At 55.0% G+C, this 23,742-nt stretch carries 19 protein-coding genes; 11 read left to right on the top strand and 8 right to left on the bottom strand.

The annotated features are described in order from the left end of the window. Positions 1-44 precede the first annotated feature (44 nt). Both Q354_RS0100100 and Q354_RS0100095 read right to left on the bottom strand, forming a co-directional pair. The gene (locus tag Q354_RS0100100) at positions 45-1,211 is read right to left on the bottom strand and encodes an acyl-CoA dehydrogenase family protein (RefSeq protein ID WP_027855829.1); all 1,167 of its coding nucleotides are present in this window, start codon (positions 1,209-1,211) and stop codon (positions 45-47) included. 312 nt (positions 1,212-1,523) lie between these two features. Continuing rightward, the gene (locus tag Q354_RS0100095) at positions 1,524-2,480 is read right to left on the bottom strand and encodes a GlxA family transcriptional regulator (RefSeq protein ID WP_027855828.1); all 957 of its coding nucleotides are present in this window, start codon (positions 2,478-2,480) and stop codon (positions 1,524-1,526) included. A gap of 215 nt (positions 2,481-2,695) precedes the next feature. Between Q354_RS0100095 and Q354_RS0100090 the strand changes: the two genes are divergently transcribed. Beyond that, on the top strand, positions 2,696-3,058 hold the full coding sequence (locus Q354_RS0100090) for an ArsR/SmtB family transcription factor (RefSeq protein ID WP_245600952.1): 363 nt from the start codon (positions 2,696-2,698) through the stop codon (positions 3,056-3,058). Positions 3,059-3,093: 35 nt separating this feature from the next. Beyond that, positions 3,094-3,516: an SRPBCC family protein gene (locus Q354_RS24045; protein ID WP_051559762.1), complete on the top strand. Its 423-nt coding sequence runs from the start codon at positions 3,094-3,096 to the stop codon at positions 3,514-3,516. A gap of 64 nt (positions 3,517-3,580) precedes the next feature. Here Q354_RS24045 and Q354_RS0100080 read toward each other — a convergent pair whose 3' ends face one another. Next, a complete protein-coding gene (locus Q354_RS0100080) occupies positions 3,581-4,870 on the bottom strand; it encodes an NAD(P)/FAD-dependent oxidoreductase (RefSeq protein ID WP_027855826.1) in 1,290 nt (429 codons plus the stop codon). Positions 4,871-5,369: 499 nt separating this feature from the next. On the opposite strand from Q354_RS0100080, the gene Q354_RS0100075 reads away from it, so the two are divergent. Continuing rightward, positions 5,370-6,881, top strand: coding sequence for an alanine/glycine:cation symporter family protein (locus Q354_RS0100075; RefSeq protein WP_027855825.1), 1,512 nt, complete (start codon positions 5,370-5,372; stop codon positions 6,879-6,881). Positions 6,882-6,971: 90 nt separating this feature from the next. Here Q354_RS0100075 and Q354_RS0100070 read toward each other — a convergent pair whose 3' ends face one another. The 3 genes from Q354_RS0100070 to Q354_RS0100060 form a co-directional block, all read right to left on the bottom strand. Next, positions 6,972-8,507, bottom strand: a complete 1,536-nt coding sequence (locus Q354_RS0100070; protein ID WP_027855824.1) for a hypothetical protein — start codon at positions 8,505-8,507, stop codon at positions 6,972-6,974. Positions 8,508-8,675: 168 nt separating this feature from the next. Beyond that, positions 8,676-9,092 (bottom strand): hypothetical protein, encoded by a 417-nt coding sequence (locus Q354_RS0100065; protein WP_156948094.1) that lies wholly within the window; start codon positions 9,090-9,092, stop codon positions 8,676-8,678. Positions 9,093-9,388: 296 nt separating this feature from the next. Further along, positions 9,389-10,120 (bottom strand): helix-turn-helix domain-containing protein, encoded by a 732-nt coding sequence (locus tag Q354_RS0100060; protein WP_027855822.1) that lies wholly within the window; start codon positions 10,118-10,120, stop codon positions 9,389-9,391. A 322-nt stretch (positions 10,121-10,442) separates the two neighbouring features. On the opposite strand from Q354_RS0100060, the gene mqo reads away from it, so the two are divergent. Beyond that, on the top strand, positions 10,443-12,005 hold the full coding sequence (mqo, locus tag Q354_RS0100055; RefSeq protein WP_084332409.1) for a malate dehydrogenase (quinone): 1,563 nt from the start codon (positions 10,443-10,445) through the stop codon (positions 12,003-12,005). 70 nt (positions 12,006-12,075) lie between these two features. Here the strand turns inward: mqo and Q354_RS0100050 are convergent, their stop codons facing one another. Further along, on the bottom strand, positions 12,076-12,441 hold the full coding sequence (locus Q354_RS0100050) for a YacL family protein (RefSeq protein WP_027855820.1): 366 nt from the start codon (positions 12,439-12,441) through the stop codon (positions 12,076-12,078). 388 nt (positions 12,442-12,829) lie between these two features. Here Q354_RS0100050 and betI point away from each other — a divergent pair, with 388 nt between their 5' ends. From betI to Q354_RS0100015, 7 genes are all read left to right on the top strand, one after another. Continuing rightward, positions 12,830-13,459 carry a transcriptional regulator BetI gene (gene betI, locus Q354_RS0100045; protein WP_027855819.1) on the top strand — a complete coding sequence of 210 codons (630 nt, stop codon included), beginning with the start codon at positions 12,830-12,832 and terminating at the stop codon, positions 13,457-13,459. Further along, positions 13,459-14,916, top strand: a complete 1,458-nt coding sequence (gene betB, locus Q354_RS0100040) for a betaine-aldehyde dehydrogenase (protein ID WP_027855818.1) — start codon at positions 13,459-13,461, stop codon at positions 14,914-14,916. The genes betI and betB overlap by 1 nt, the downstream gene beginning before the upstream one ends. A 49-nt stretch (positions 14,917-14,965) precedes the next feature. Then, a complete protein-coding gene (gene betA / locus Q354_RS0100035) occupies positions 14,966-16,657 on the top strand; it encodes a choline dehydrogenase (RefSeq protein ID WP_027855817.1) in 1,692 nt (563 codons plus the stop codon). A 160-nt stretch (positions 16,658-16,817) separates the two neighbouring features. After that, positions 16,818-17,780 (top strand): choline ABC transporter substrate-binding protein, encoded by a 963-nt coding sequence (locus Q354_RS0100030; protein WP_036228118.1) that lies wholly within the window; start codon positions 16,818-16,820, stop codon positions 17,778-17,780. Between the two features lie 174 nt (positions 17,781-17,954). Then, a complete protein-coding gene (gene choW / locus Q354_RS0100025) occupies positions 17,955-18,800 on the top strand; it encodes a choline ABC transporter permease subunit (RefSeq protein WP_027855815.1) in 846 nt (281 codons plus the stop codon). A gap of 2 nt (positions 18,801-18,802) precedes the next feature. Continuing rightward, entirely contained in the window at positions 18,803-19,996 is a 1,194-nt protein-coding gene (gene choV / locus Q354_RS0100020) for a choline ABC transporter ATP-binding protein (RefSeq protein WP_027855814.1), read from the top strand. A gap of 215 nt (positions 19,997-20,211) precedes the next feature. Further along, the gene (locus Q354_RS0100015; RefSeq protein WP_027855813.1) at positions 20,212-21,345 is read left to right on the top strand and encodes a BCCT family transporter; all 1,134 of its coding nucleotides are present in this window, start codon (positions 20,212-20,214) and stop codon (positions 21,343-21,345) included. Between the two features lie 754 nt (positions 21,346-22,099). On the opposite strand, the gene Q354_RS28105 is transcribed toward Q354_RS0100015, so the two are convergent. Beyond that, complete coding sequence (locus Q354_RS28105; RefSeq protein ID WP_156948092.1) at positions 22,100-22,669, bottom strand: hypothetical protein; 570 nt, start codon at positions 22,667-22,669, stop codon at positions 22,100-22,102. Between the last annotated feature and the right edge of the window lie 1,073 nt (positions 22,670-23,742).

Here is a 23,742-nt window from a genome sequence, read left to right as displayed (position 1 = left end):
GATAGGAAGTTGGGGTGTGGCGGAAACCACACCCCGGGGAGGGATTACCAGCCAGTGTAGATATCCAGGCCGCGTTTCTTGATCTGGCCACCGATGATGACGCGCTGGATCTCAGAGGTGCCTTCCCAGATACGATCGACGCGGGTATCACGCCACAGACGCTCGACCGCCTGTTCACGCATGTAGCCCCGGCCACCCATCACCTGGACCGCCTTGTCACACACCCGCCCCACCATCTCAGAGCAATGCAGTTTCAGCGCCGCCGCACGGGCATGGTTACGCTTACGATCACCGCTCTGGTCGATCTCCCAGCTGAGGCGGTAGAGCATCGATTTGGCCGCCATGATCTCAACCGCCATATCCGCCAGCATAAATTCGATCGCCTGGAAGTCACGCACCGGCTGCCCGAACTGGATACGGTTAGCGGCATAGGCGTTAGCTTCCTCTGCGGCGCGGATCGCACCGCCAACACAGCGCGCGGCAATACCCAGGCGGGCCTCGACAAACCAGTCCTTCGTCATGTCATAGCCCTGACCGATCTCGCCCAGCACTTTGTCATCGCCGACAATCACATCGTTAAAGATGTACTCCGGGTGCTTGAAGGCGAAATGATGGGTATAGAGTGGCGTGCGTTTCAGTTCGACACCCGGCAGGTCCTTATCGACAAAGAATACCGTCGGCTTATCCGGATCACCGTCGACATGGGCATGCACCAGGATGTAGTCGGCGATATCGCCGATAGTGACAAACCACTTCTCGCCACTGATCTTCCAGCCACCGTCCACCTTATCAGCCCGGGTCAGGCACTGACGCGGATCGGAACCGGCATCCGCTTCAGTGATGGCATAGGCATCGCGGCGCTTGCCCTGGCAGGTCGGGATCAGGTACTCCTCCTTCTGCGCCTGAGAAGCAAAGCGCATCGGATAGGAGGGATACCAGAGCGCATCCCAGATCGCGCCAGTGGCCTTGCCCAGCTGTTCGTTAAGGATAGTTTGCTCAAAGATACTGAAGCCCTGACCGCCATCTTCCTTGCTGTGGTTCGGCGCGTTGAATTCCCAGTCCATCACCGACTGGATGATACTCTGGTGAGTCTCCCGGCTGATGCCATCGTTCTCCTCACACTCCATCTCATGAGGGAACAGCACCTGTTCGGTAAATTCCTGTGCCTTGGCCTGCAACGCCTGATGCTCTTTCGACAGGTTGAAATCCATCTGTAGCTCTCCGCTGAATTATTTTTGTTAGCGACGGCAGCCCGGCCGCGTGATCGCGATACCGGCGCTGCCCGAATCTGTTTTAAAACTACGGCAATAGCGGACTGAGCCACTTGATCAGATTCGTCGCTTTTCTGCGCAAATTCGCCATCTTGCGCGGACCAGTAGAAGCGGGATTTAGACAACAGATAAGGTTGTCGCTGAAGTACCAGAAAACGGCGAATCCGATCAACAGCGCACGATAGATTCAGGGGTAGGTCGCGGCGGGCTTGCTGCCCGCAGGGGAATTTCAACAGCTAACTCAGGACCGGCTCAGCGCTCCTCGCGCGGACTGCAGGCAAAATGCTTGCGATAGGTGCGGGTGAAGTGGGACGCCGAGCCAAAGCCGCAGGCAATAGCGACTTCGGAGACACTGAGACTGGACTCCTTCAGCAGCTGCCGCGCCCGCTCCAGCCGCAGTTTCATATAGTACTCAGATGGAGAATGTTGCAGATGGCTGCGAAACAGCCGTTCCAGCTGACGCACCGAGAGGTGGGCAAATTCCGCCAACTGCCCCGGTGACAGGGGAGTTTCCAGATTCTCTTCCATCTTCGCCAGCACCCGCAGCAATCGCGGATGATGGATCTTCAGCCGTGCCGACAGGTCGATACGCTGCTTATCGGATTTCTGCCGGATACCACTCTTGATGAACTGCTCACAGATCATCATCGCCAGCTCATGGCCCAGCTCGGTCTGAATAATGTGCAACATCAGGTCGATCGCCGAGCTGCCACCGGCACAGGTGATCAGTCCCTTGTCGATCTCGAACAGCTCATTAGTAATCATCAGCGCCGGATGCATTTCCTGGAATGCCGGCACACCTTCCCAGTGCATAGTGATCCGCCGGTCTTTCAGCAATCCGGCTTCGACCAGCCAGTGACAGCCGGTATCCATGGCACCGATCACCGTGCCCTGCCGGGCCTGTTTTCTCAGCCAGCTTACTGTCTCTTTACGGACATGCTTTTCCGGATTAAAGCTTGAGCACAAAAACAGATTGTCGATCTGGCCGACATCGCCAACCCGGCGCGCATCACGCAGGGCCATCTCATTGCTGGCCTCCACCGGCTCACCATCCTCGGTGGTGATCTCCCAGCGAAATACGGTCTTACCCGCAAACCGGTTTGCCACCCGCATCGGCTCGATCGCCGACATCAGTGCCACCATGGCATATTCGGGAAACAGCAGGAAGGTGACGTTAAATACACCGTCTTTATCTGGCTTAAGGATCATACAGCTGAGCACCCTTCCCTTTTCGAGGTACTGCCCGGTCAATCCGGAACAGAAATAACACAGGTTAAAACAGCAGCTTATAGCGAGCAGGCCTCCGACACCATCCGGCGGAGCCGCCTATTTCAAGAATTTGAATGCCAAAATATTAAACCAGTTAGTTGAATAAAACAGAATGCCGACTAATATTTAACCAACTGGTTAAATAAGAAAACACTGTGTCTGAAAACAAGAGTAAGCAACAACCGGCCGATGCTGACGCCAAACTGGATCAGGTCTTTATGGCACTGGCTGACAGCACCCGGCGCCAGCTGATCCATATGCTGGCACAGAAGGAGTGTTCGGTGAGCGAGCTGGCGGCACCCTTCGATATGTCTCTGGCCGCAGTCTCGAAACATATTAAGGTGCTGGAAAGCGCAGGCTTGATACAACGGCGAAAATCCGGTCGCAGTTACTACCTGTTGCTCAGGCCGGAGCAGCTCAGCGGGGCCCTGGACTGGATCAGCGTCTACCGCCGTTTCTGGCAACAGCGACTGGACGCCCTTTCCGGGCTTATCGAGAAACCGGATCAGCAGGCCTGAACCTGCGCTCCGCAATTACGAATAGGAGGTGAACGATGTATCAGCTTCATATCTGTCAGGAATTTGAGGCCTCCGCCGCCAGGCTGTTCAAAGCCTGGACCCACCCGGCACTGATGAGCCGCTGGCTGGCACCGGGCGACCTGAAAGCAACGGAAGTCAGTGCCGACACGGCAATCGGCGGACAATATCGAGTGGTCATGGAACAGCCCGATGGCGAGCAGCATATCGTCACCGGTCACTACATTGATGTTATTGAAAACCAGAAACTGGTTTTCAGCTGGCAGTGGCAGCACGCTGAATGTGCCAGCCGGGTAGAGCTGCGCTTTACCGCGCTGAGTGACACTCGTTGCCAGCTGGACCTGATCCACCGTGAATTTGCAGACGAGGAGTTACGCGACAAACATCAGCAGGGTTGGGAGGGCTGCCTGAGCAAGCTGCAGCAGCTACTGGCGCAATGAAGCAACGGTCAGGATACGAGCGCCGGGGAGGACTCCGTTGTCTCCCCGGGATAAGGCAGCAATGTTATTTTTTCTCGTCGCTTCTAATACGGGCGATGCCCAGCATCTTCAGGATGTACTTCTGATAGACAGGCTCGGCATTGCCGTTTTTCATGTTATGCAGGAAGTACTTCTCAAAGGCGACTTTGGCCAGGTGCACCCACTTCCCCTTACGGGCCCAGGTCACATTACGTGGCGGCAGCTGCGGCAGTGCAACAAAGGCGACACCGGTATCGCCCATATCCGCCAGGCAGATCGTATTCCAGGTGGCCTGCTCCTGAGGCTCCCGCCCCTCCGTTTCAGCTTTGATATTGGCGCAGATAGCGGTCACCATCCCTTCGATCATCAGGCCGGTCTTCGGTACCCCTACCGGTACGGGCGTTGCTTCCAGCGGAGGAATGGCGATGCCGACACCCAGAGCGTAGATATTGGGAAAGACGGGGTTACGGTTAAAGGCATCCACCTGTACGAAACCACGTGGGTTAACCAGCCCCTGCGGCGCGTCATCGTAGAGATCGACACCCTTGAACGGCGGCATCAGCATACTGAAGGTATTGGGCAATTCATGTTGTTTCAGCAAGGCCCCCTGAGCATCCAGCTCATCCACATAGATCGCTTCGGAGGTAATCCGGGTCACCTTCGCATTGCAGATCCAGTTGATATGGCGCTGGCGGAACTCGGATTCCAGCAGTGTCTTTGAATCCCCTACCCCACCCAGCCCCATATGACCGATATAGGGTTCGGGTGTAATAAAGGTCATCGGCACCCGATCCCGCAGCTTTCGCTTGCGCAGATCCTTATCCATAATCATGGCAAACTCGTAAGCCGGCCCGAAACAGGAGACTCCCTGTACCGCCCCCACGACCGTATGACCCGGCCGCTCACAGAACGTCTGCCATTGATCAAAGGCTTTAATCGCATGCCCGGTGGTGCAGATCGAATTGGTAAAGCCGCCATTCGGTCCCAGCCCCTCGACTTCATCGAAGGTCAGTTTAGGGCCGGTTGCCAGAACCAGGTAGTCATAGTCCAGAACGCGGCCATCACTCAGCAACAGCTGGTTGTGTTCTGCGTTGATATGACGGGCGGCGCAGTGGATAAAGTCGATCCCCTTACGCACCAGTGCCGGCTCCAGGGGAAACGTAATATCCTCAGGTTTACGCCAGCCAACAGCCACCCAGGGGTTAGAAGGAACAAACTGAAACTCGGCCGTATTGGATACGACGGTCACCTCATGGTCTTGGGAAAGCGCTTTGCGAATATCATAAGCCATCGGCAAGCCGCCGGTACTTGCACCAACAATCACAACACGGGCCATGTTCATCTCCTTGAATTACCGGTCCAGGTAGCTGGCCGGACTCTTTTTATTAGAACCACCTAATATAGATAACACTAATTAAATAACAATCCCTGTTCTCGCTACTTTAGTATGATTTTCGATCAGACCTGATCAATTCGGCTATTTCCCGCCCGTGGATCTTTAGCTGCCTGGACTGCCCGAACAACCGTTTAGATAGGTGCTGTCATTAGACTATTAGCCTGATGACTTTGCCGCAAAGGAGTGCGATTCTCGGTAGGAAATCCCTCCCGAAATTTCCCTTAAAAATCCCCTAATCACAACTACGTAGCCCCTAAGTAGCACTACGCAGCCAAGCACTTTTCCAGACCTTTTTCCCTTTTATGGCTGTCAATTGCATATATTTTTAACGTTTTTACACAGCTTTCAGAAAATCACTCCAAAGCGCTCTCTATAGAATCATCCCACCAATAATTCTAATTACCGTTAAAACAACGGAATCCACGGGGGGACTCGTCCTTTGCAAGCATTTGTTGATTTTATGAACGGCATCATCTGGAGCCCGGCACTGATCTATCTTTGCCTTGGCGCTGGTCTTTTCTACTCCATCATGACGCGCTTCGTGCAGGTTCGCATGTTCCGCGAGATGTGGAGGCTTCTGCTTTCCAATAAGAGTTCTGAAAAAGGGATCTCCTCTTTCCAGGCACTGGCAGTATCCCTGTCCGGACGTGTCGGTACCGGTAACATTGCCGGTGTTGCGGCTGCGATCGGCTTCGGTGGTCCGGGTGCGGTCTTCTGGATGTGGGTTGTAGCCTTCCTGGGCGCAGCAACTGCTTACGCTGAATCCACCCTGGCACAGATCTACAAAGAAGAGCACGAAGGTCAGTACCGTGGTGGTCCGGCTTTCTACTTCGAGAAGGCAATGGGCCAGAAATGGTTCGCCTGGATCTTCGCTATCGCGACGATCGCAGCCTGCGGCCTGTTCCTGCCAGGCGTTCAGTCCAACAGCATCGGTAACGCGGTAGAAGCGGTAGTCGGCAGCGGCAGCGTCATCGAGACCTCACTGTTCGGCGCACTGAGCTTCGCTAAAGTCGCTACCGGCACCGTAGTTGTTCTGGTACTCGGCTTCATCATCTTCGGTGGCGTTAAGCGTATCGCTAACTTTACCCAGATCGTTGTGCCATTCATGGCACTGGCCTACATCATCATCGCTTCCGTAATCGTTCTGCTGAATGTTGATATGCTACCAGGCATCTTCGGCATGATTCTGGAAGACGCATTCACACCGATGGCGGGCTTCGGCGCGGCAATTGGCTGGGGCGTTAAGCGTGGTGTTTACTCCAACGAAGCCGGCCAGGGTACAGGTCCTCATGCTGCCGCTGCCGCTGAAGTTGACCACCCGGCTCAGCAGGGTCTGGTACAGGCATTCTCCGTTTACATCGATACTCTGTTTGTATGTACTGCGACTGCGCTGATGATCCTGATCACCGGTGCTTACAACGTACACGGCGGCGAAGGCTTCCTGATCCAGAACATCGGTGCGAACATCGCGGCTAACGGTCCAATGTTCACCCAGATGGCGATCGAGAATGTACTGCCAGGCGTAGGCGCTCCGTTTGTCGCTTTTGCCCTGTTCTTCTTCTCCTTCACCACCATCCTGGCCTACTACTACATCGCCGAGACTAACGTTGCCTACATCCAGCGCTCTCTGCCGATCCCTGGCCTGACTATGCTTCTGAAAGTTGCAATCATGGCGTCTACTTTCTACGGCGCGATCAAGACTGCGGATCTGGCGTGGGGTCTGGGCGACGTAGGTGTTGGCCTGATGGCATGGCTGAACATTGTCGGCATCCTGATCATCTTCTTCGCCTCCAAGCCTGCAATCAAAGCGCTGAAGGATTATGAAGCGCAGCGTAAAGCCGGTGTGGCCAGATACAGCTTCAACCCTGAAAAACTGGGTATCAAGAACGCTGACTTCTGGGCTAAGAAAGCTAAAGCGACTGAAACTCAGAAAGAGAAAGAGATCGCTTAAGAGCATCTTCGAGCGACAAGCTTAAAGCCGCAAGCACTCTGAAACCGCAGCCTTCGGGCTGCGGTTTTCTGTTTATACGGCCTGCAGAATTCAGCGAGCCTGCCAGCGCCACAACGTTAGAGATGGCAAGCTGATCGTGGCAGGCAGTGTCAATGACTGCTGATGGATACCCGCTGCGCTCATCAGCTCCAGACTTCCAGCCACCTTTCCTTTATGCAAAAGCCCGATCCGCAACCGGTTTGCCTGCTGGCTGAAGTTGCCACCATAAAGCGCTAACTTTCCCTTAGCACCAACGACCGCATTAGCCCGGATAGCGGACTCATCGCTGATTGTCAGATTCACGCGATTGCCACGATGATAGTGACTGAGAAAGCCCTGCGCCCTGGCTGGCGCACTGAGGCGACCATCCGGCCTGAGCGCCCCGTGAGGCCACTCCTCCGGCAGATCTTCGGGAAACCAGGTCCAGCCCAGAAAGGTTAGTGCTTCGCTGGCCAGCGCCTCACGCACCAGATCAGCATGGGCCATCGCCACTGGCCAGGGAATCGGTTGAGAGGAGTGAGTGCTGTGATCGGCCATACGGCCATGAATAGCATTTTCCAGCAACACGGTCGGCATTGTCGGACCCGACTCACCCCAGTCAGCGGGCTTGACCGTCAGGTACTGCCGCTGCCCTGCACCGGTTGCCAGCATGGCCTCTACATTATGGAAATTGAGCGGAGTGCGGCCGTTACTGTCGGCCTGGGTGCCGATCATGCCACGATAACGGTGCAGATCCAGTGCGATACCCGGCACATTGTGCAGCTCGCGATAGAGGTAGCGATTCCAGGATATCGCCTGCTGGTGTTTGATACCGGGGATATCGGTGGAGTCCGAGGCCGAACCAACGATGATCACTTTGCTGTCGGCAATTTTCTCCCGCAGGCGTCGCAATAGCTTGGCGTAGCTAAGCACCGCGGATGAGGGATTACGCAACCTGTAGTGACGCCACTCGGTACCGGCCGAGAGGTAGACCCGCTGCAGGCGTTTCCAGCCGGGCTGTTGCTTCATTAACTCGACCAGACGATAGCCGTGATCGGCTATTTGCTCGATGGTGTGGTCGGAAAAGGTCTGATCAAAGAAACCCGGCCCCCAGCGGGTACGCCGGCCATCGATCACCGCCAGCGGCACAGCGACAGTGAGGGCCTCAAGCTGCCAGATATCCGCCAGCGCCATTAGATCACCGACTCCCACAACCGTCTTCTCACACCAGGGGCTGGTGCGGTTAAGGATTCGCGCACAATCAGCCACCCGCTGGCTCCAGGGCTTCGCGCTGTTCTCCCAGTTAACGCCCCAGGTGGAAAAGCTAACACCCCAGGGCCAGCTGATATTGCGCATATCGGCCGCCTGCACCTGCGACAGGTTGCGCAGGCCCAGCTGACGGATATAGGCCTGATGTTGCTGATCGGTCATGCTGGCCGGTGGTGCGGGCCAGAGCATCTTCTGCTTCCACATTGCTCCCCAGCCAACCACGCCCGGCGGTATCGGCTGCAGCACTTCAGAGTCTGACACCTGTATCGTGATATCGGCGGCGTAAATATTGAGGTGCGTCACAAACAATAGCGCAGCTGACAAGATCTTCAGTTTCATGAAGTAACACCGACGGCAGCAACCTTTGGAATAAACTTGCCCATTCATCCTCCCCCTGCTGGTAAGGTGCCATAAATACAAGGAAGCCGCAGCCTTTCTTCAAAGCTGCGGCTTCCTTATTACTTTAGCCGTTATTCTGGTATACCGGCTTACTTTTGAGCAGGCATACTACTTCAGCACCGCCAAAATATTTCTAGTGCTTAAGAAAATCTCTTGTGCAAATTCGTTTTCGCTCGTACCCGTTAACTGATATTTAGATCTCTTTTCCGTATATACAGTAACTTTTGAGCGACCGTCATCCATTGGAATAACCATGACGCGACCGACTTCTCCCCAACTGAAAGCCGACATATCTTTGCTAAACACAATTGAATGTCGGCTGCCGATATCCCGCTGCATCTTTATGTCTACACCCAAGTTATAAATGGAGTTTGTCACGGCCTCCTTCACCAGATCATAATCTTCGTCAAAGTAGCTGCTAACTCCCTCAGTTTCAGGGGCATTCGCTACCGTATTGACCGTTGCACAGGATGCAAGCAACAGAACGAACGGCAGCAACATCAGACGTAACCAGATTGATTTCACTCTTCTCTCCTTAATTTCAAAATAGCTGAGCATGAACTACACCACTCATTTTCCTCGCTCAGGAAAACAATAGCACTTTGAAGTGCTAAAAAATCCTGCCATTGAGTGATAAATATACAGAGATAAAAGTTCCAATAAGCCTGACAACGTTTCGTCGCCGAGAGTTATAAAGCTTCGGAAAAATCATCCCTGAAACGGCACAGTCCGTCAAAACCGGAAACAATGAAATACGAATCAGAACCAATTGGCAAGCAGCCATTTCAACCAGATCACTTGGTAACCTGATCGCAATCCATTTACTTTTGAAGACGCTTAAACGGCTTAAACTGCCACTGCCTCAGGGCCAGCACCATAGTAGTGCCTTTACGCTCATCCAGTGACAGGGCGGCGTCTTCTCGCAGCAGTTCATTAAAGTCGCGCGCCAGACGCTGCATCTTTTTCTGCAGCTCGGCATTAGAGGCCTGACTCAGGACTCCGTTCAGCACCACCAGGCTCTCTGTACTCTTATCAAATCCGGAGTTAAAGAAGTCCTGCTGCACCTTGTCCAGAAAGAAACGCTGTATCGGCCCGTTGGGCAGCCAGCGAAAGTTCGGGGATACCAGCAGGCGAATCCGGTTGCGGGGTTGCAACTCAATAATCCGCAGCCTGTCCAGTTTCGCCAGATAGCCGATACAGTCGGTCTCAGACAACTGATACTGCTGTAGCAGATCACCAAAACTGAAGCCATTGATCACACTGACTGCGACCATCAGCAATGGCAGGTCATCGGCAATCACCTGCTCCTGCTCGCGGGTCAGTTGTTTCAGCTGCGGCATATCGGCGGACATGATCGCCACCAGCTCACTCAGCTGCATCCCCGCCAGCTGGGCGATCGCCTCTAACCGGTTAAGGGTGAAGTTATATTCGGAGAAGAGCCGCTTAACACTGGCCTCGCTCAGGTCCAGCGCCTCAGCGACATCTCTATAGGTCAGCCCGCGTGCGCGCAGCTGTTTCTTGAGCGTTTCAACAAGGGTTACCGTTTGCGACATAAGCGGCCATCCGTTGCGTCTGCCTGTCGTGATCAGATAATTTCACAGAATCAGCTATTTTGGCCGATTGGCAGATCAATTTTCTCTTAATCCACCACATAAGCAGTGGATATAACTAAGACTTTAGCAGAACAATACTGCTAATTGATAACACCTTTAGTCCTATAATCCGAGACTTCCGACACAAAATCCGTATAATTCTGCGCCAAACGACCAGCGTTTCGGCCAAATTGTCACAATCATATGTTTATGACCCGGCAATCAGGGAACTCTGGGAGAGGTACATCGGGGTTAGAGCGGTAGCCAGCATCTTTGCCAGGAGATGCACTGCTCAGCGGCCACAAGCCAGCACCCTGAGTCATCTCTAACTACAATATTGATAATAAATGGCGAAGATCATATGACCACTAAAGCAGTAGATGTGTTGCTAGTCGGGGCAGGTGCTATGAGCACCACCCTGGGGATGCTGCTAAAGCAGTTAGATCCATCCTTGAAAATCAGCATGGTTGAGCGCCTTGATCATGTTGCCCGTGAAAGCACCGATGGCTGGAATAACGCCGGTACAGGCCATGCAGCTTATTGTGAGCTGAACTATACGCCTAAGACCGCTGACGGCGGCGTTAACACCTCCAAAGCTTTTTCTATCAATGCCGCTTTTGAAGTGAGCTTGCAGTTCTGGTCGTACCTGGTTCAGCAGCAGGCGCTGCCGCAGCCAGAGCAGTTTATCAATCCGGTACCGCATATGAGCTTTGTCTGGGGTGAAGACAATGTTCAGTTTCTGCGTACCCGCTACGAAGCACTGAGTTCGCAGCCAGCCTTCGCTGATATGGAATACAGTGAAGATCCTGAGGTATTGCGCGAGTGGATTCCGCTGATCATGCAGAACCGGAAAGAAGGCGAGAAAGTCGCCGCCACCCGTGTTCGCTACGGCAGCGATGTTAACTTCGGCTCGCTGGCGCGCAACATGGTTAAGTATCTGGAGAAGCAGGACGGCTTCGAACTGCTGCTTAACCGCACCGTGAAGGATCTGGACCAACAACAGGATGGCAGCTGGTCTGTCGAGCTGCGCAACGAGCAGAGCGGCAAGTGCGAAGAGATCGATGCCAAGTTCGTCTTCCTCGGCGCCGGTGGCGGTGCCCTGCCACTGCTGCAGCTGTCAGATATTCCGGAAGGTAAAGGCTACGGTGGCTTCCCTGTCAGCGGCCAGTGGCTGGTATGCCGCAAACCGGAGATCGTGAACAAACATCTGGCCAAGGTGTATGGCACTGCGCCAATCGGTGCGCCGCCGATGTCGGTTCCTCATCTGGACACCCGCCTGCTGGACGGCGAAACCGCACTGTTATTTGGTCCGTTTGCCGGCTTTACCACCAAGTTCCTGAAAGAAGGCTCTGTACTGGATATGCCACGCAGCATCAGCCTGAGTAACCTCAAGCCAATGCTCTCTGTCGGCATGAAGAATATGGACCTGACCCGCTACCTGATCAGTGAAGTGCGCCAGTCTCACGCCGACCGCGTCGAGTCCCTGCGCAGCTTCTTCCCGGATGCAAAAGACGAAGACTGGGAACTGTCCTACGCCGGTCAGCGCGTGCAGATCATCAAGAAAGACGAGCACGGCAGCGGCAAGCTGGAATTCGGTACCGAAGCGATCACCGCCGGCGACGGCACCCTGGCAGCCCTGCTGGGCGCATCCCCGGGCGCATCCACCGCCGTACCGACGATGATCAACATTATCGAAAAATGCTTCCCGGAACAGATGGCGTCCGAAGCCTGGCAGGCGAAGATGAAGCAGATGGTGCCATCCTATGGCCACGATATGGTGCAAGAGCCGAACGTGCTGCTGGAAGTGCGTAAGCAGAACCTGGACGTGCTGAAGCTGGATAGCTGAGCACCCTCCTCACCACTGAAAACGCCCGGGTCACCGGGCGTTTTTGTATCCGTGCCAGCAGACCAGGCCATCAGGCGGTAAACTCAGCCCAGTCCTGCAGCACCTTGTAGAAGTCATCCAGCCCGCAACTGGCCTGACTTTCATCATCATAGAAATCCATATCCTCGTCGTCGATCTCCATATCCTGCGGTTGCCCCAGCGCATTCGCCCTGACGCTCGCCTCATCACGACTCAGAAACAGACTGTAGGAAAGCCCTTCCTGCGACCACTCCCAGCCCTGACGCTGCAACAGACGCTCAGTCTCACTGATCACCCTGTCCAGACGATGCCTGTCGGTACCGATCTCATCGGTCAACCAGACTCCCAGCGCCTCGTGCCCCATCGAGAACAACGCCTGATAAGCACCGGTAATATCCCGGCCGAATTCGTAATCCATAAGCAGATCCGCTGAAAAAGCCGCTATTTTAGGGACTTAACGTCAAAGTACAACGCCTGCCCCGCGATCAGGCTGCCCGATGCTGAGCGAAGCCGGAATAGCTGATTGCGACACACATTCCCGACCAGCCATTCCAGAATATTCTTTTTGCGACAATTCCTTTCGGTACGAATCATTTTCCTCTACAGCGTATATTCGAGATAACGGCAGTTAAGCCCAGAAAGCACGCTGTTTCCGGCATTTATACCCGGTTAGCGGCAAGCAGAGCCGCTCCCTTATCGCCATATCCATTTACGACCAAAAATAATTCCATTGACTTAAGTTCAATAAATCACCATATTTGTTTTTAATTAAACGGTTAATTAATAAAAACGCAGGTGCACAAATTATGCCTAAGGTAGGAATGGATGAGATTCGTCGCCCTCAGCTGATTCACGCCACCATGCAGGTGATCGACAACGTCGGCCTGCAGGGCGCAAGCGTATCTCTGATCAGTAAAGCGGCGGGTGTCTCCCCGGGCATTATTAACCATTACTTCGGCGGCAAAGACGGCCTGCTGGAAGCCACCATGCGCTCGGTCCTGCGCCAGTTGTCTGAAGGCGTACAGGAACGCATCACGCTGCAGGACCCGGATGATGTGATCGGCCGCATCAAGGCGATCGTCGGCGGAAACTTCGACCCGCGTCAGCTGGACAGCAAAGTGGTTAAGACATGGCTGGCCTTCTGGTCGCAGGCCATGCATGACCCGATGCTGTACCGCCTGCAACGGGTGAACGAACGCCGTCTGCTGTCTCACCTGCGCCTGGAACTGAAACGGGTGTTGCCACACGACAAAGCCCAGCTGACCGCCCAGGCGATCGCGGCACTGATCGACGGTATCTGGCTACGAGGCGCCCTGACACCGGGCGGCATCGACGGCGATCTGGCCCAGCGCATTATTACCGATTATCTGGAGCTTCAGCTCCCAAAAGAACATTTCGACTACCACCGTAAACTGATATCTAAAGGCGCACACTGATGCAACAGCAAGCTCTCTATATTCACGGTCGCTATCAGGACGCTACGTCTGGCGAAACCTTTGTCACCCGTAACCCGGCCACCGGCGAAGTACTGGCTGAAGTTCAGCAGGCCGCACTGGCGGATGTTGATGCGGCGGTAGCCTCTGCCAAAGAAGGATTTAAAGTCTGGTCCGCCATGAGCGGCATCGAGCGCGGCCGTATCCTGCAGCGCGCCGTGGCTATCCTGCGCGAGCGCAACGATGAACTGGCGATGCTGGAAGTACTGGATACCGGCAAGCCGATTCAGGAAGCAGACTGTGTCGACATCGTCACCGGTGCCGACGTTATCGAATACTATGCCGGTCTGGCTGCCAGCCTGCACGGCGAACAGCAGGATCTGGGCGGTACCAACTTCTTCTACAGCCGCCGCGAGCCTCTGGGTGTCTGCGCCGGTATCGGTGCCTGGAACTACCCGATCCAGATCGCCATGTGGAAATCCGGCCCGGCCCTGGCCGCCGGCAACTGCCTGATTTTCAAACCGTCCGAAGAGACCCCGCTAACGGCGCTGAAACTGGCCGAGATCTTCACCGAAGCCGGCCTGCCGGATGGTGTCTTCAACGTTATCCAGGGTGACTACCGCGCCGGACAGGCCCTGTCCCGCCACCCTGAGATCGCCAAGGTGTCTTTTACCGGCGAATGCGGTACCGGCCGTAAGGTAATGACCGACGCAGCTGGCTCGCTGAAAGAGGTCACCATGGAGCTGGGCGGCAAGTCCCCGCTGATCGTATTTGAAGATGCCGAGCTGGATAACGCCGTCTCCGGCGCTCTGCTGGCAAACTTCTACACCCAGGGCGAAGTCTGCACCAACGGTACCCGTGTCTTCGTCCACGACAGCATCTATGACGAGTTCATCAAGCGTGTAGCCGAGCGTACCGGGAAGATGATTATCGGCGATCCGACCGATCCGGAAACCCAGGTTGGGGCCCTGATCTCCACCCAGCATATGGAAAAAGTACTGGGCTACATCGAAGCGGCGAAAGCAGCTGGTGCCCGCCTGGTCTGCGGTGGCGAGCGTGCCACTGAAAACGGCCTGGACAAGGGTAACTTCGTTCAGCCGACCGTCTTCGCCGACTGCACTGACGATATGCCAAACGTACAGGAAGAGATCTTCGGTCCGGTGATGTCGATCCTGCGCTTCAGCGACGAAGAGGAAGTGGTACGCCGCGCCAACGATACCGAGTTTGGTCTGGCAGCCGGCCTGTTTACCACCAACTTCTCCCGTGCTCACCGTGTGATCGCACAGATGCAGGCCGGTATCTGCTGGATCAACACCTGGGGCGCCTCTCCGGCAGAGATGCCGGTCGGCGGCTACAAGCTCTCCGGCATCGGCCGTGAAAATGGTATCGAAACCCTGAATCACTACACCCAGACCAAGAGCGTCTTTATCGAGCTGGGTGACGTGGAAAGCCCTTACTGAGCCACAGCGGCGCAGTAATGACTGAAGCATAACAACAGGCACGAGCACTATGTCTAAGAATTACGACTACATCATCGTTGGCGCCGGTTCTGCAGGTTGCGTACTTGCAGACCGCCTGACCGAAGACGGCCAGCATCAGGTGCTGCTGCTGGAGGCCGGTGGCAGCGATAAGAGCATCTTTATCCAGATGCCGACCGCCCTCTCCTACCCGATGAACACCGAGAAATACGCCTGGCAGTTCGAGACGGTGAAGGAAGAGGGTCTCGATGGCCGTGAACTGCACTGCCCGCGCGGTAAGGTACTGGGCGGCGGCTCCTCCATCAACGGCATGGTTTATGTCCGCGGCCACGCCTGCGACTTCGACGAGTGGCAGGAAAAGGGTGCCGAAGGCTGGAGCTACCAGAACTGCCTGCCCTACTTCCGTAAGGCGGAGACCTGGAAAGGCGGTGAAGACGACTACCGCGGCGGCAAGGGCCCGCTGGCGACCTGTAACGGCAACGATATGAAGCTGAACCCGCTCTACCAGGCGTTTATCGATGCCGGTGCGGAAGCGGGCTACCCGACCACGGATGACTACAACGGTCACCGTCAGGAAGGTTTCGGCCCGATGCATATGACGGTGAAGGATGGCGTGCGCGCCTCGACCTCCAACGTCTACCTGCGCCGCGCCCTGAAGCGCCCGAACCTGACCCTGAAAACCGGCGTGGTCAGCCGCAAGGTACTGCTGGAAGGCAAGCGTGCCGTCGGCATCGAATTCGAGAAAAACGGCAACATCGAAACCGTAATGGCTGGCCGTGAAGTGATACTGGCAGCCGGTTCCGTCGGCTCACCGCAGCTGTTGCAGCTGTCCGGTATCGGGCCGAAGCAGGTGCTGAAGGATGCCGGTGTCGAGCCCATCCATGATCTGCCGGGTGTCGGTGAAAACCTGCAGGACCATCTGGAAGTGTACTTCCAGTTCCACTGCAAACAGCCAATCTCCCTCAACAGCAAGCTGGGCCTGATCAGCAAAGGCCTGATCGGTACCCGCTGGATTCTGTTCAAGGATGGCCTCGGGGCCACCAACCACTTTGAATCCTGCGCCTTTATCCGCTCCCGCGCCGGTCTGAAGTGGCCCAACATCCAGTACCACTTCCTGCCAGCCGCGATGCGCTATGACGGTCAGGCCGCGTTTGAAGGCCACGGTTTCCAGGTGCATGTCGGCCCGAACAAGCCGGAAAGCCGCGGCCGTGTCTGGATTCGTTCCGCCGATCCCCATGCCAAGCCCGGCATCCTGTTCAACTACATCAGTACCGAACAGGACAAGCAGGACTGGCGCGACTGTATCCGCCTGACCCGCGAGATCCTCAATCAGCCGGCGATGGATGCCTATCGTGGCGAAGAGATCCAGCCGGGCCAGCAGATCACCAGCGACGCTGAGATCGACAGCTGGGTAAAACAGAATGTCGAAAGCGCCTACCACCCCTCCTGTACCTGCAAGATGGGCGCGGATAGCGATCCGATGGCGGTACTGGACAGCGAATGCCGGGTACGCGGTATCGAGATGTTGCGGGTGGTGGACTCCTCCATCTTCCCGACCATTCCGAACGGCAACCTGAATGCACCGACCATCATGGTGGCGGAAAAAGCCGCCGATATGATTCTTGGCAAGGCACCGCTGCCTGCGGCAGAGGTACCGGTCTGGATCGATCCGGATTGGGAACAGCGCCAGCGCCAGGGCGAAGCCCAGCGCCCGCTGGTTTAACCAACACTTCAGCATCAACTGCCCGGCGCAGCGCCGGGCATTTTATAGGAGCAATACCTGGCGGCGGCAATGCCCTGCAAGCGCCCCTGCCAATTCGAAGCCCTCACCCGCTTCAGCTGCAGTGAGTAAAGCAAGAAACAAAAACTATAAGGAAAGATTCATGACGACTCGACAGAAAAAGCTCAGCCGTAAAAATACACTTATCGGAGCGGTCGCAGCCGCGACCCTTAGCCTCAGCGCCTCGCTGACCTTCGCCGGTCAGTGCGACACTGTGCGCTTCTCCGATGTAGGCTGGACCGACATCACAGCCACGACGGCCGTCACCAGTGAAGTACTGCAAGGACTCGGCTACCGCACCCGCACCCAGCTGCTGTCCGTGCCGGTAACCTACACCTCACTGGCGAACAACGATATCGACGTATTCCTCGGCAACTGGATGCCGACCATGGAAGCCGATATCGCCAAATACCGTGATGCCGGTACTGTCGAGACCGTCCGCGCCAACCTTGAAGGCGCTAAATACACCCTGGCGGTGCCAAAGTATGTCTACGATGCCGGTGTGAAGAGCTTCGCCGATATCGCCAAGAACAAGGACAAGTTTAAGGGGCGCATCTACGGTATCGAGCCGGGTAACGATGGCAATCGCCTGATTCAGGATATGATCGACAAGGGTGCCTTCGACCTCAAAGGCTTCAAACTGGTGGAATCCAGTGAAGCCGGCATGATCTCCCAGGTCAGCCGTGCCTCCAGACGCCAGCAGTGGGTGGTCTTCCTTGGCTGGGCACCGCACCCGATGAATTCCAATATCGAGATGACCTACCTTTCCGGTGGCGACGATTACTTCGGCCCGAACTACGGTGGTGCCGATGTCTACACCAACGTGCGGAAGAACTACACCAAAGAGTGTCCGAATGTCGGCAAACTGCTGCAGAACCTGCAGTTCTCGCTGGAGATGGAAAACAAGGTGATGGGTGCCATTCTGGACGAAAGCCAGCAACCACAGCTGGCCGCACGCGACTGGTTGCAGAACAACCCCGCTGTGCTGAACAAGTGGCTGGACGGCGTCACCACCAAAGACGGTGGCGATGCGGTATCCGCCGTGCGCAAGCATCTGGGCATCTGATGCTGAGCTAAGTACCTCAGTAAACAACACAGCGGCCGCCCAGGCTGGCCGCTGTCGCCATGCCCGTAACACACAGAAAAATAATAATTATATCTGCGGTAAGGCGTTTTCTCTGAAACGCGCTACCACAGATCTGCCCGGCACTCACTCAGTTCACCTTTGAAAGGCAGATTCATGAATTGGATAACAGAAAATAAAATTCCGCTAGGCAGCTGGATGGAGTCGTTTGTCGACTGGCTGACCTTTAATGCCGCCGGCTTCTTCGACGCGATATCAGTTTCGCTGGAGTGGGTCATACTCTCGATGGTTGAGATCTTCCAGTGGTTTCCACCGTTTGTACCAATGGCATTGACTGCCGCAATCGCCTGGGCACTGCACCGCAGTATCCCGCTGGTGATCTTTGTCGTCGCCGCGCTGCTGCTGATACTGAACCTGGGCTACTGGCAGGAGATGCTGGAAACCTTCGTCCTGGTACTGACCGCCACCGCCCTGTCGATCATGTTCGGCATCCCGATCGGCATCCTGGCAGCCCATAAGCCCTGGCTCTACACCGTCCTGCGACCGATCCTCGATCTGATGCAGACGATCCCGACCTTCGTGTACCTGATCCCTACCCTGGTACTGTTCGGGCTGGGCGTGGTGCCGGGCCTTATCTCCACCATTATCTTCGCCATCGCCGCACCGATCCGCCTCACCTACCTGGGTATCAGTAAGGTACCGGAAGAGCTGATCGAAGCAGGCAAGGCCTTTGGTGCCACCCCGTTCAAGCTGCTCTACAAAGTGGAACTGCCTGCGGCAATGCCGAACATCATGGCCGGCATTACCCAATGCATCATGCTGTCACTGTCGATGGTGGTGATTGCCGCACTGGTCGGCGCCGACGGCCTCGGCAAGCCGGTTATCCGCGCCCTGAACACCGTCAACATCTCACAGGGTTTTGAAGCCGGTCTGGCTATCGTACTGGTCGCGATTATTCTCGACCGCATCTGTAAAAAACCGGGTTCCAGTCAGGAGGGTTGATCATGACAGCAGTAACTATTCGCAATCTTGATGTGGTATTCGGTGGCAACGTCGCGCAAAGCCTGCAACTGCTGGACAAGGGTAAAACCCGCCAGGAGATCATCGACGACACCGGCGACGTCGTCGGCGTGCATGACGCCAGTATCGAAGTACAGCAGGGCGAGATCTGCGTCCTGATGGGCCTGTCTGGCTCGGGCAAATCCAGCCTGTTGCGTGCAGTCAACAGCCTCAACCCGATCAGCCGGGGCGAGCTGCTGGTACGCGACGGCGACCAGATGGTGGATATGGCCAGCTGCGATGCGACCACACTGCGCCATATGCGCACCCACCGGGTCTCAATGGTATTCCAGAAATTCGCACTGATGCCCTGGCTCAGTGTGCTGGACAACGTGGCCTTCGGCCTCGAAATGCAGGGATTAGGGAAAACTGAGCGTCGTGCTCAGGCAATGGAGAAACTGGAGATGGTCGGCCTGGCCGAGTGGAAGGACAAGTACCCCCACGAACTCTCCGGCGGTATGCAGCAACGTGTTGGCCTGGCTCGGGCCTTTGCAATGGACAGCGACATTCTGCTCATGGATGAGCCTTTTTCTGCCCTGGACCCGCTGATCCGCAGCCAGCTGCAGGATGAGCTGATCGAGCTACAGCAACGCCTGAATAAGACCATCCTGTTCGTCAGCCACGACCTGGATGAAGCCCTGAAGATCGGCACCAATATCGCCATTATGGAATCGGCCAGAATCATTCAGCACGGCAAGCCGGAAGATATCGTCCTTAACCCGGCCACCGCCTATGTCGAGGACTTCGTCGCCCATACCAACCCGCTCAACGTCCTGCGCGGGCGCTCACTGATGACCGATATCAGTCAGCTGGAGCAACTGGATCAGATGCTGGTGCTTAACCGCAATGAAAACACCTGTGTCAGCACCAACGATGCCGGCCAGGTGGTGGCAGCCAGCCGTCAGGGCCAGCCTCTGCCGTTGCACCACTGGAACGAAGGTGATGAGGTGGATGCCCTGCCGGAAGATACGCTGGTCATGGCAACCCCGGAGATCTCGATGCGCGACGCCATCGGCATCCGTTACCGCACCGGACAACCGGTATTGCTGAACGAAAGCGACAGCCTGGTCGGCGTCCTGTCGGACAAAGACTTCTACCACGCCCTGCTGGGCAAGCACTTCAGCGCCAGCGCCGCCTGATAACAGGCTTCGCTGAGCTGAGCTGACTGTCGGATAACACCGGCGGCCCTGATGCCGCCGGTGAATTCATCAACGAATCCTTCTCACTGGCTGAAATTTCGGCCGGTGCGGACAAGTGTTGCCCTTTTAAGGGCCAACAGAGTAATCGCGGAACACGGCCCCCCAGCGATATAACGGGCACCGCACAAATAATAATAAATGGAGACCATCTCAACATGACCACCATACTGACAGTAGCCATAGCGGTTACGCTGTTAACGTCAGCCTTTATCCTCCTGAGGGCGGGCAATGTAAACTGCCGGGGCGAAATCCCCAGCTCACTGTTCGCCTTTATCGCGATCCTGTTTACCTCCGGGCTCGATGTGGGACTGATCATGTTCCCACTGACCGAATTCCCCACCTATGCGGCGGAAGAGGTGTATCAGTTCACCAACCCGCTGGCGATCGAATTCGGCTTCTGGGGCTTTCTGGTGTGGGGCTTCTACTTCCTGACCACCTTCTACTTCTGCGTTATCGAGCCGAAGGTAAAACTGTTTGAGATCCCGCTGATCAAGCTGGTGAACAACATCGTCATTATCGGCACCTGCGCCTTCACCGGCTTCCTGTTCCTCAGCTACCTGCCAAGCTACGTCGAAGGCATCTCCGATCCGATGCGCTTCGGCCTGGTCGCCGTAGTGGTACTGATGGCCGTGCTGTCCAGTACCGATATCAGCTACATCAAGGTACTGAGCGTTGGCTCCACCTGGCTGTTCTTCGCTCTGATCGCGCTGGTTATCTTCAGCACCGAAGGCCTGGGCCTGGGTGAGCTGTTCGGTACCATCGCCAGCATCGGCGGCTACTTCACCAATATCGACCAGTTCACCCGTCCGATCTCCGACTACCATGAGTTCTACCTGTTCTGGTGGTTCTCCTGGAGCATCATGATCGGCCAGTTTGTCGCCCGCTTCGTCGGCGGCCTGAAAACCTGGCAGCTCTGCGCCGCCCTGCTGGTGATCCCATCGATCCCGCTGGCGATCTGGTTCTCTGTGCTGTACTACAACTACATCAATGCCATCGAGATGACCGAGTTCCTCAAACTGGCGATGGTATTTGTCGGTATCGTCTTCGTGATCAACTCACTGGACTCCCTGATCCGTCTCTACACCCTCAACCTGGAGCTGACCCCGGAACGCTTCGGCAAGGGTAAGTACATCCTCGGCAACTTCGTCGCCATGTACGGCCTGATCCTGGCATACCAGTTCACCCCGTTCGACATCGCCTGGGTGGGCCTGATTGTTATCGGCCTCTATGCCGCGATCTACGCCCTGCTGTTTATGCGCCGGCCACAACTGGCGGCCAAAACCGCCTGATTTGGCATCTGATCGATAGATAAAACAAAGCCCCTTAGCTGGCAGCAGCGAAGGGGCTTCTTTGTTTGGTTTCACAACTGCTCTTGTAGGAGTTTTCCCCGAAAGCGATCAATCTCCTCACCTACATTGGAAGTAACGAATGGGTAGATCCGAATGTTCCACCTTTGACTGGGACAGCCAGAGTTACCGAGTAACTTCCAGTGGCCCATACCGAGCTGAATTTTCGGTATGGCAACACTTCTGGTGCGTAAGAGACCCTACGTGTGTGAGGCACGCAATACCGATGCCCCCGCATACCACGTTAATCACTTATACCAACGCATGGTAAAAATGCCACGCGTTCCGAATCACTCTTAAACAGTTTGTTAGCAATATAACTATTGGCTTCTGTCTTAATTATCTAACACGTTAGAGTTCGACTACATTGAGTTAGCTACTTTCATTGAAAGTATTTACCCGCTGGGTTAATAACGAGAATACGAACGGATTACTGCGGCGTATCTGGCCGAAGAAAACTGATTTTTCCACGCTGTCTGACAGGTATGTGCAGCAGCAATGCTTCCTGATTAACAGTCGACCGCGGTTAGTGCTGGGGGGCGGACGCCCTACGAAGTATATTTTGGGGTCACTGTCGCACTTATTCCTAGACTCTAGCCTTGGGCTATAACGCTTGCCTTTAGCCGACCATTTGGAGCGAATAATCAAAGGGAAGTAGCGGAAAGCAGGTCGGTTGTAAGGCATTGTTGTACCGCAGCTACTCAGCATCTTTTGCCAATCTTTCTACAAGATTACCAACTCTGTACGGAACTGAACTTTTTCCTAAAAATGACCAATTCGAGAAATGCGTGTAACCCAGAGTATGAGTAAACTCATGAGCCATATTTCCCGGACCACCGGCCCCTGCTGATTCTTTTGCAGTATTGATGTATAGCGCCCCATTTTTCTCATAAGCGATTGCGCGCGTGCTGGGCTTGTTATAGAAATTCACTGATGGTTTGACAGTTCCAGAACAAACCATCTCTCTACACACTTCCTGGACAGACTTTCCGTTGGTACGCGTCATTCTTAAAGATTGGCATGCTTGAGCGAACTCCTGTGACGCTAAGATGCGAGTTGCAACAGAGGAGGAATGGATAACCCGCTGCTTCCATTCTGGTGATGGTTCGCCTGAAATATCCGGAGAAATATTTGTTGGCATACACATTGGTTCAGATACGAATTGCGCATCAGCTACAACACCATCTGGGTAACGATCAGCTGACCACATAGCACAACCGCTAATTGACAGTAGCGTTAGGCCCAAGGGTAAAAACTTTAGATTCATGAGAATATCTCCTATACGGTACAACGCCCGGCTTTGGGGCTGACTTGTAGCTGCGAAGTAGCGATAAGGCAGTCCCAGCCACGAAGTGGCAACAACAGCCGCTTATTATGCGAAACTAGACTACCCATGTTGAAACCCAGCCAAATGCTAGAAAAAGTGGAGGTAAGCCTACCGCTATCTGGGCATACAATGTGTTGAACATTCGCTGAAATAAGGCTAACAGTACCATTGAAATCCACATAGCGACTGCAGACATAAATGTAATGCTCGCTAACCCATTTAGCCGACTCCATTCCTCATAGTTACCAACACCCGATTTATCCATCGTTTGGTCAGCTTGCCATCCGAACCAAATAAAGCCAGCTATAAAGATCAGTTGAGCTATCAACACCGAATTGAAAATCCTTTTCATGAGCAACTTGCCGCATAAGAAGCATTAAGGAAACCCATAAAAGAAGCATCAAGGACACCCATAAAAATTTCTCCTCAAAAACGTAGACTGAATTCGACTAACCTCAGCTCACCCCGGCCACCAAAAAATAATCGCTTCGACTGAGTAGAAGAAGAAGCATTAGAAGCATTAAGGACACCCATAAAATTTTTACCTCAAAAACGCAGACTGAATTCGACTAACCTCAGCTCACCCCGGCCACCAAAAATAATCGCTTCGACTGAGTGACGCCTTTCACCCAGCGGTTCCCCACCTGCCCGGCATACTGCTTCAGCCGTTCAATCCGTCCCAAAGCGCGACTGAGCTGCAAGCCCTTTGGCTGCATTGACCTTAACCACTGGTCGGCGTCTATACCGAGGCGCTCCAATATCGGCGGCAGGCTATCAGGAATATGCCCCCGCTTGTCATCACGGCAGCAACGCCCCGTCCAATCGACCAGTGCAAACTAGTCAGCCAGGTCAAACGGTATAGTCCGTTCGCTATCGGACTGCTTCGGTGACAATGGCTTGAGCACCGGTGAAGCCGCCTGGTAATCCCCCCGAGAATTAGCGGTGCTCAAAAGTAGAATTTTCTCGTAATCTACACGCAGGAGATTCTGCATGAAAAAATCGCGTTACACCGA

This window comes from Marinobacterium jannaschii DSM 6295 (genome assembly GCF_000620085.1).
GTDB classification, from domain to species: Bacteria; Pseudomonadota; Gammaproteobacteria; order Pseudomonadales; family Balneatricaceae; genus Pontibacterium; species Pontibacterium jannaschii.
Note: the sequence above shows the minus strand (reverse complement) of the source record. Positions and strands in the feature narration are given on the sequence as shown.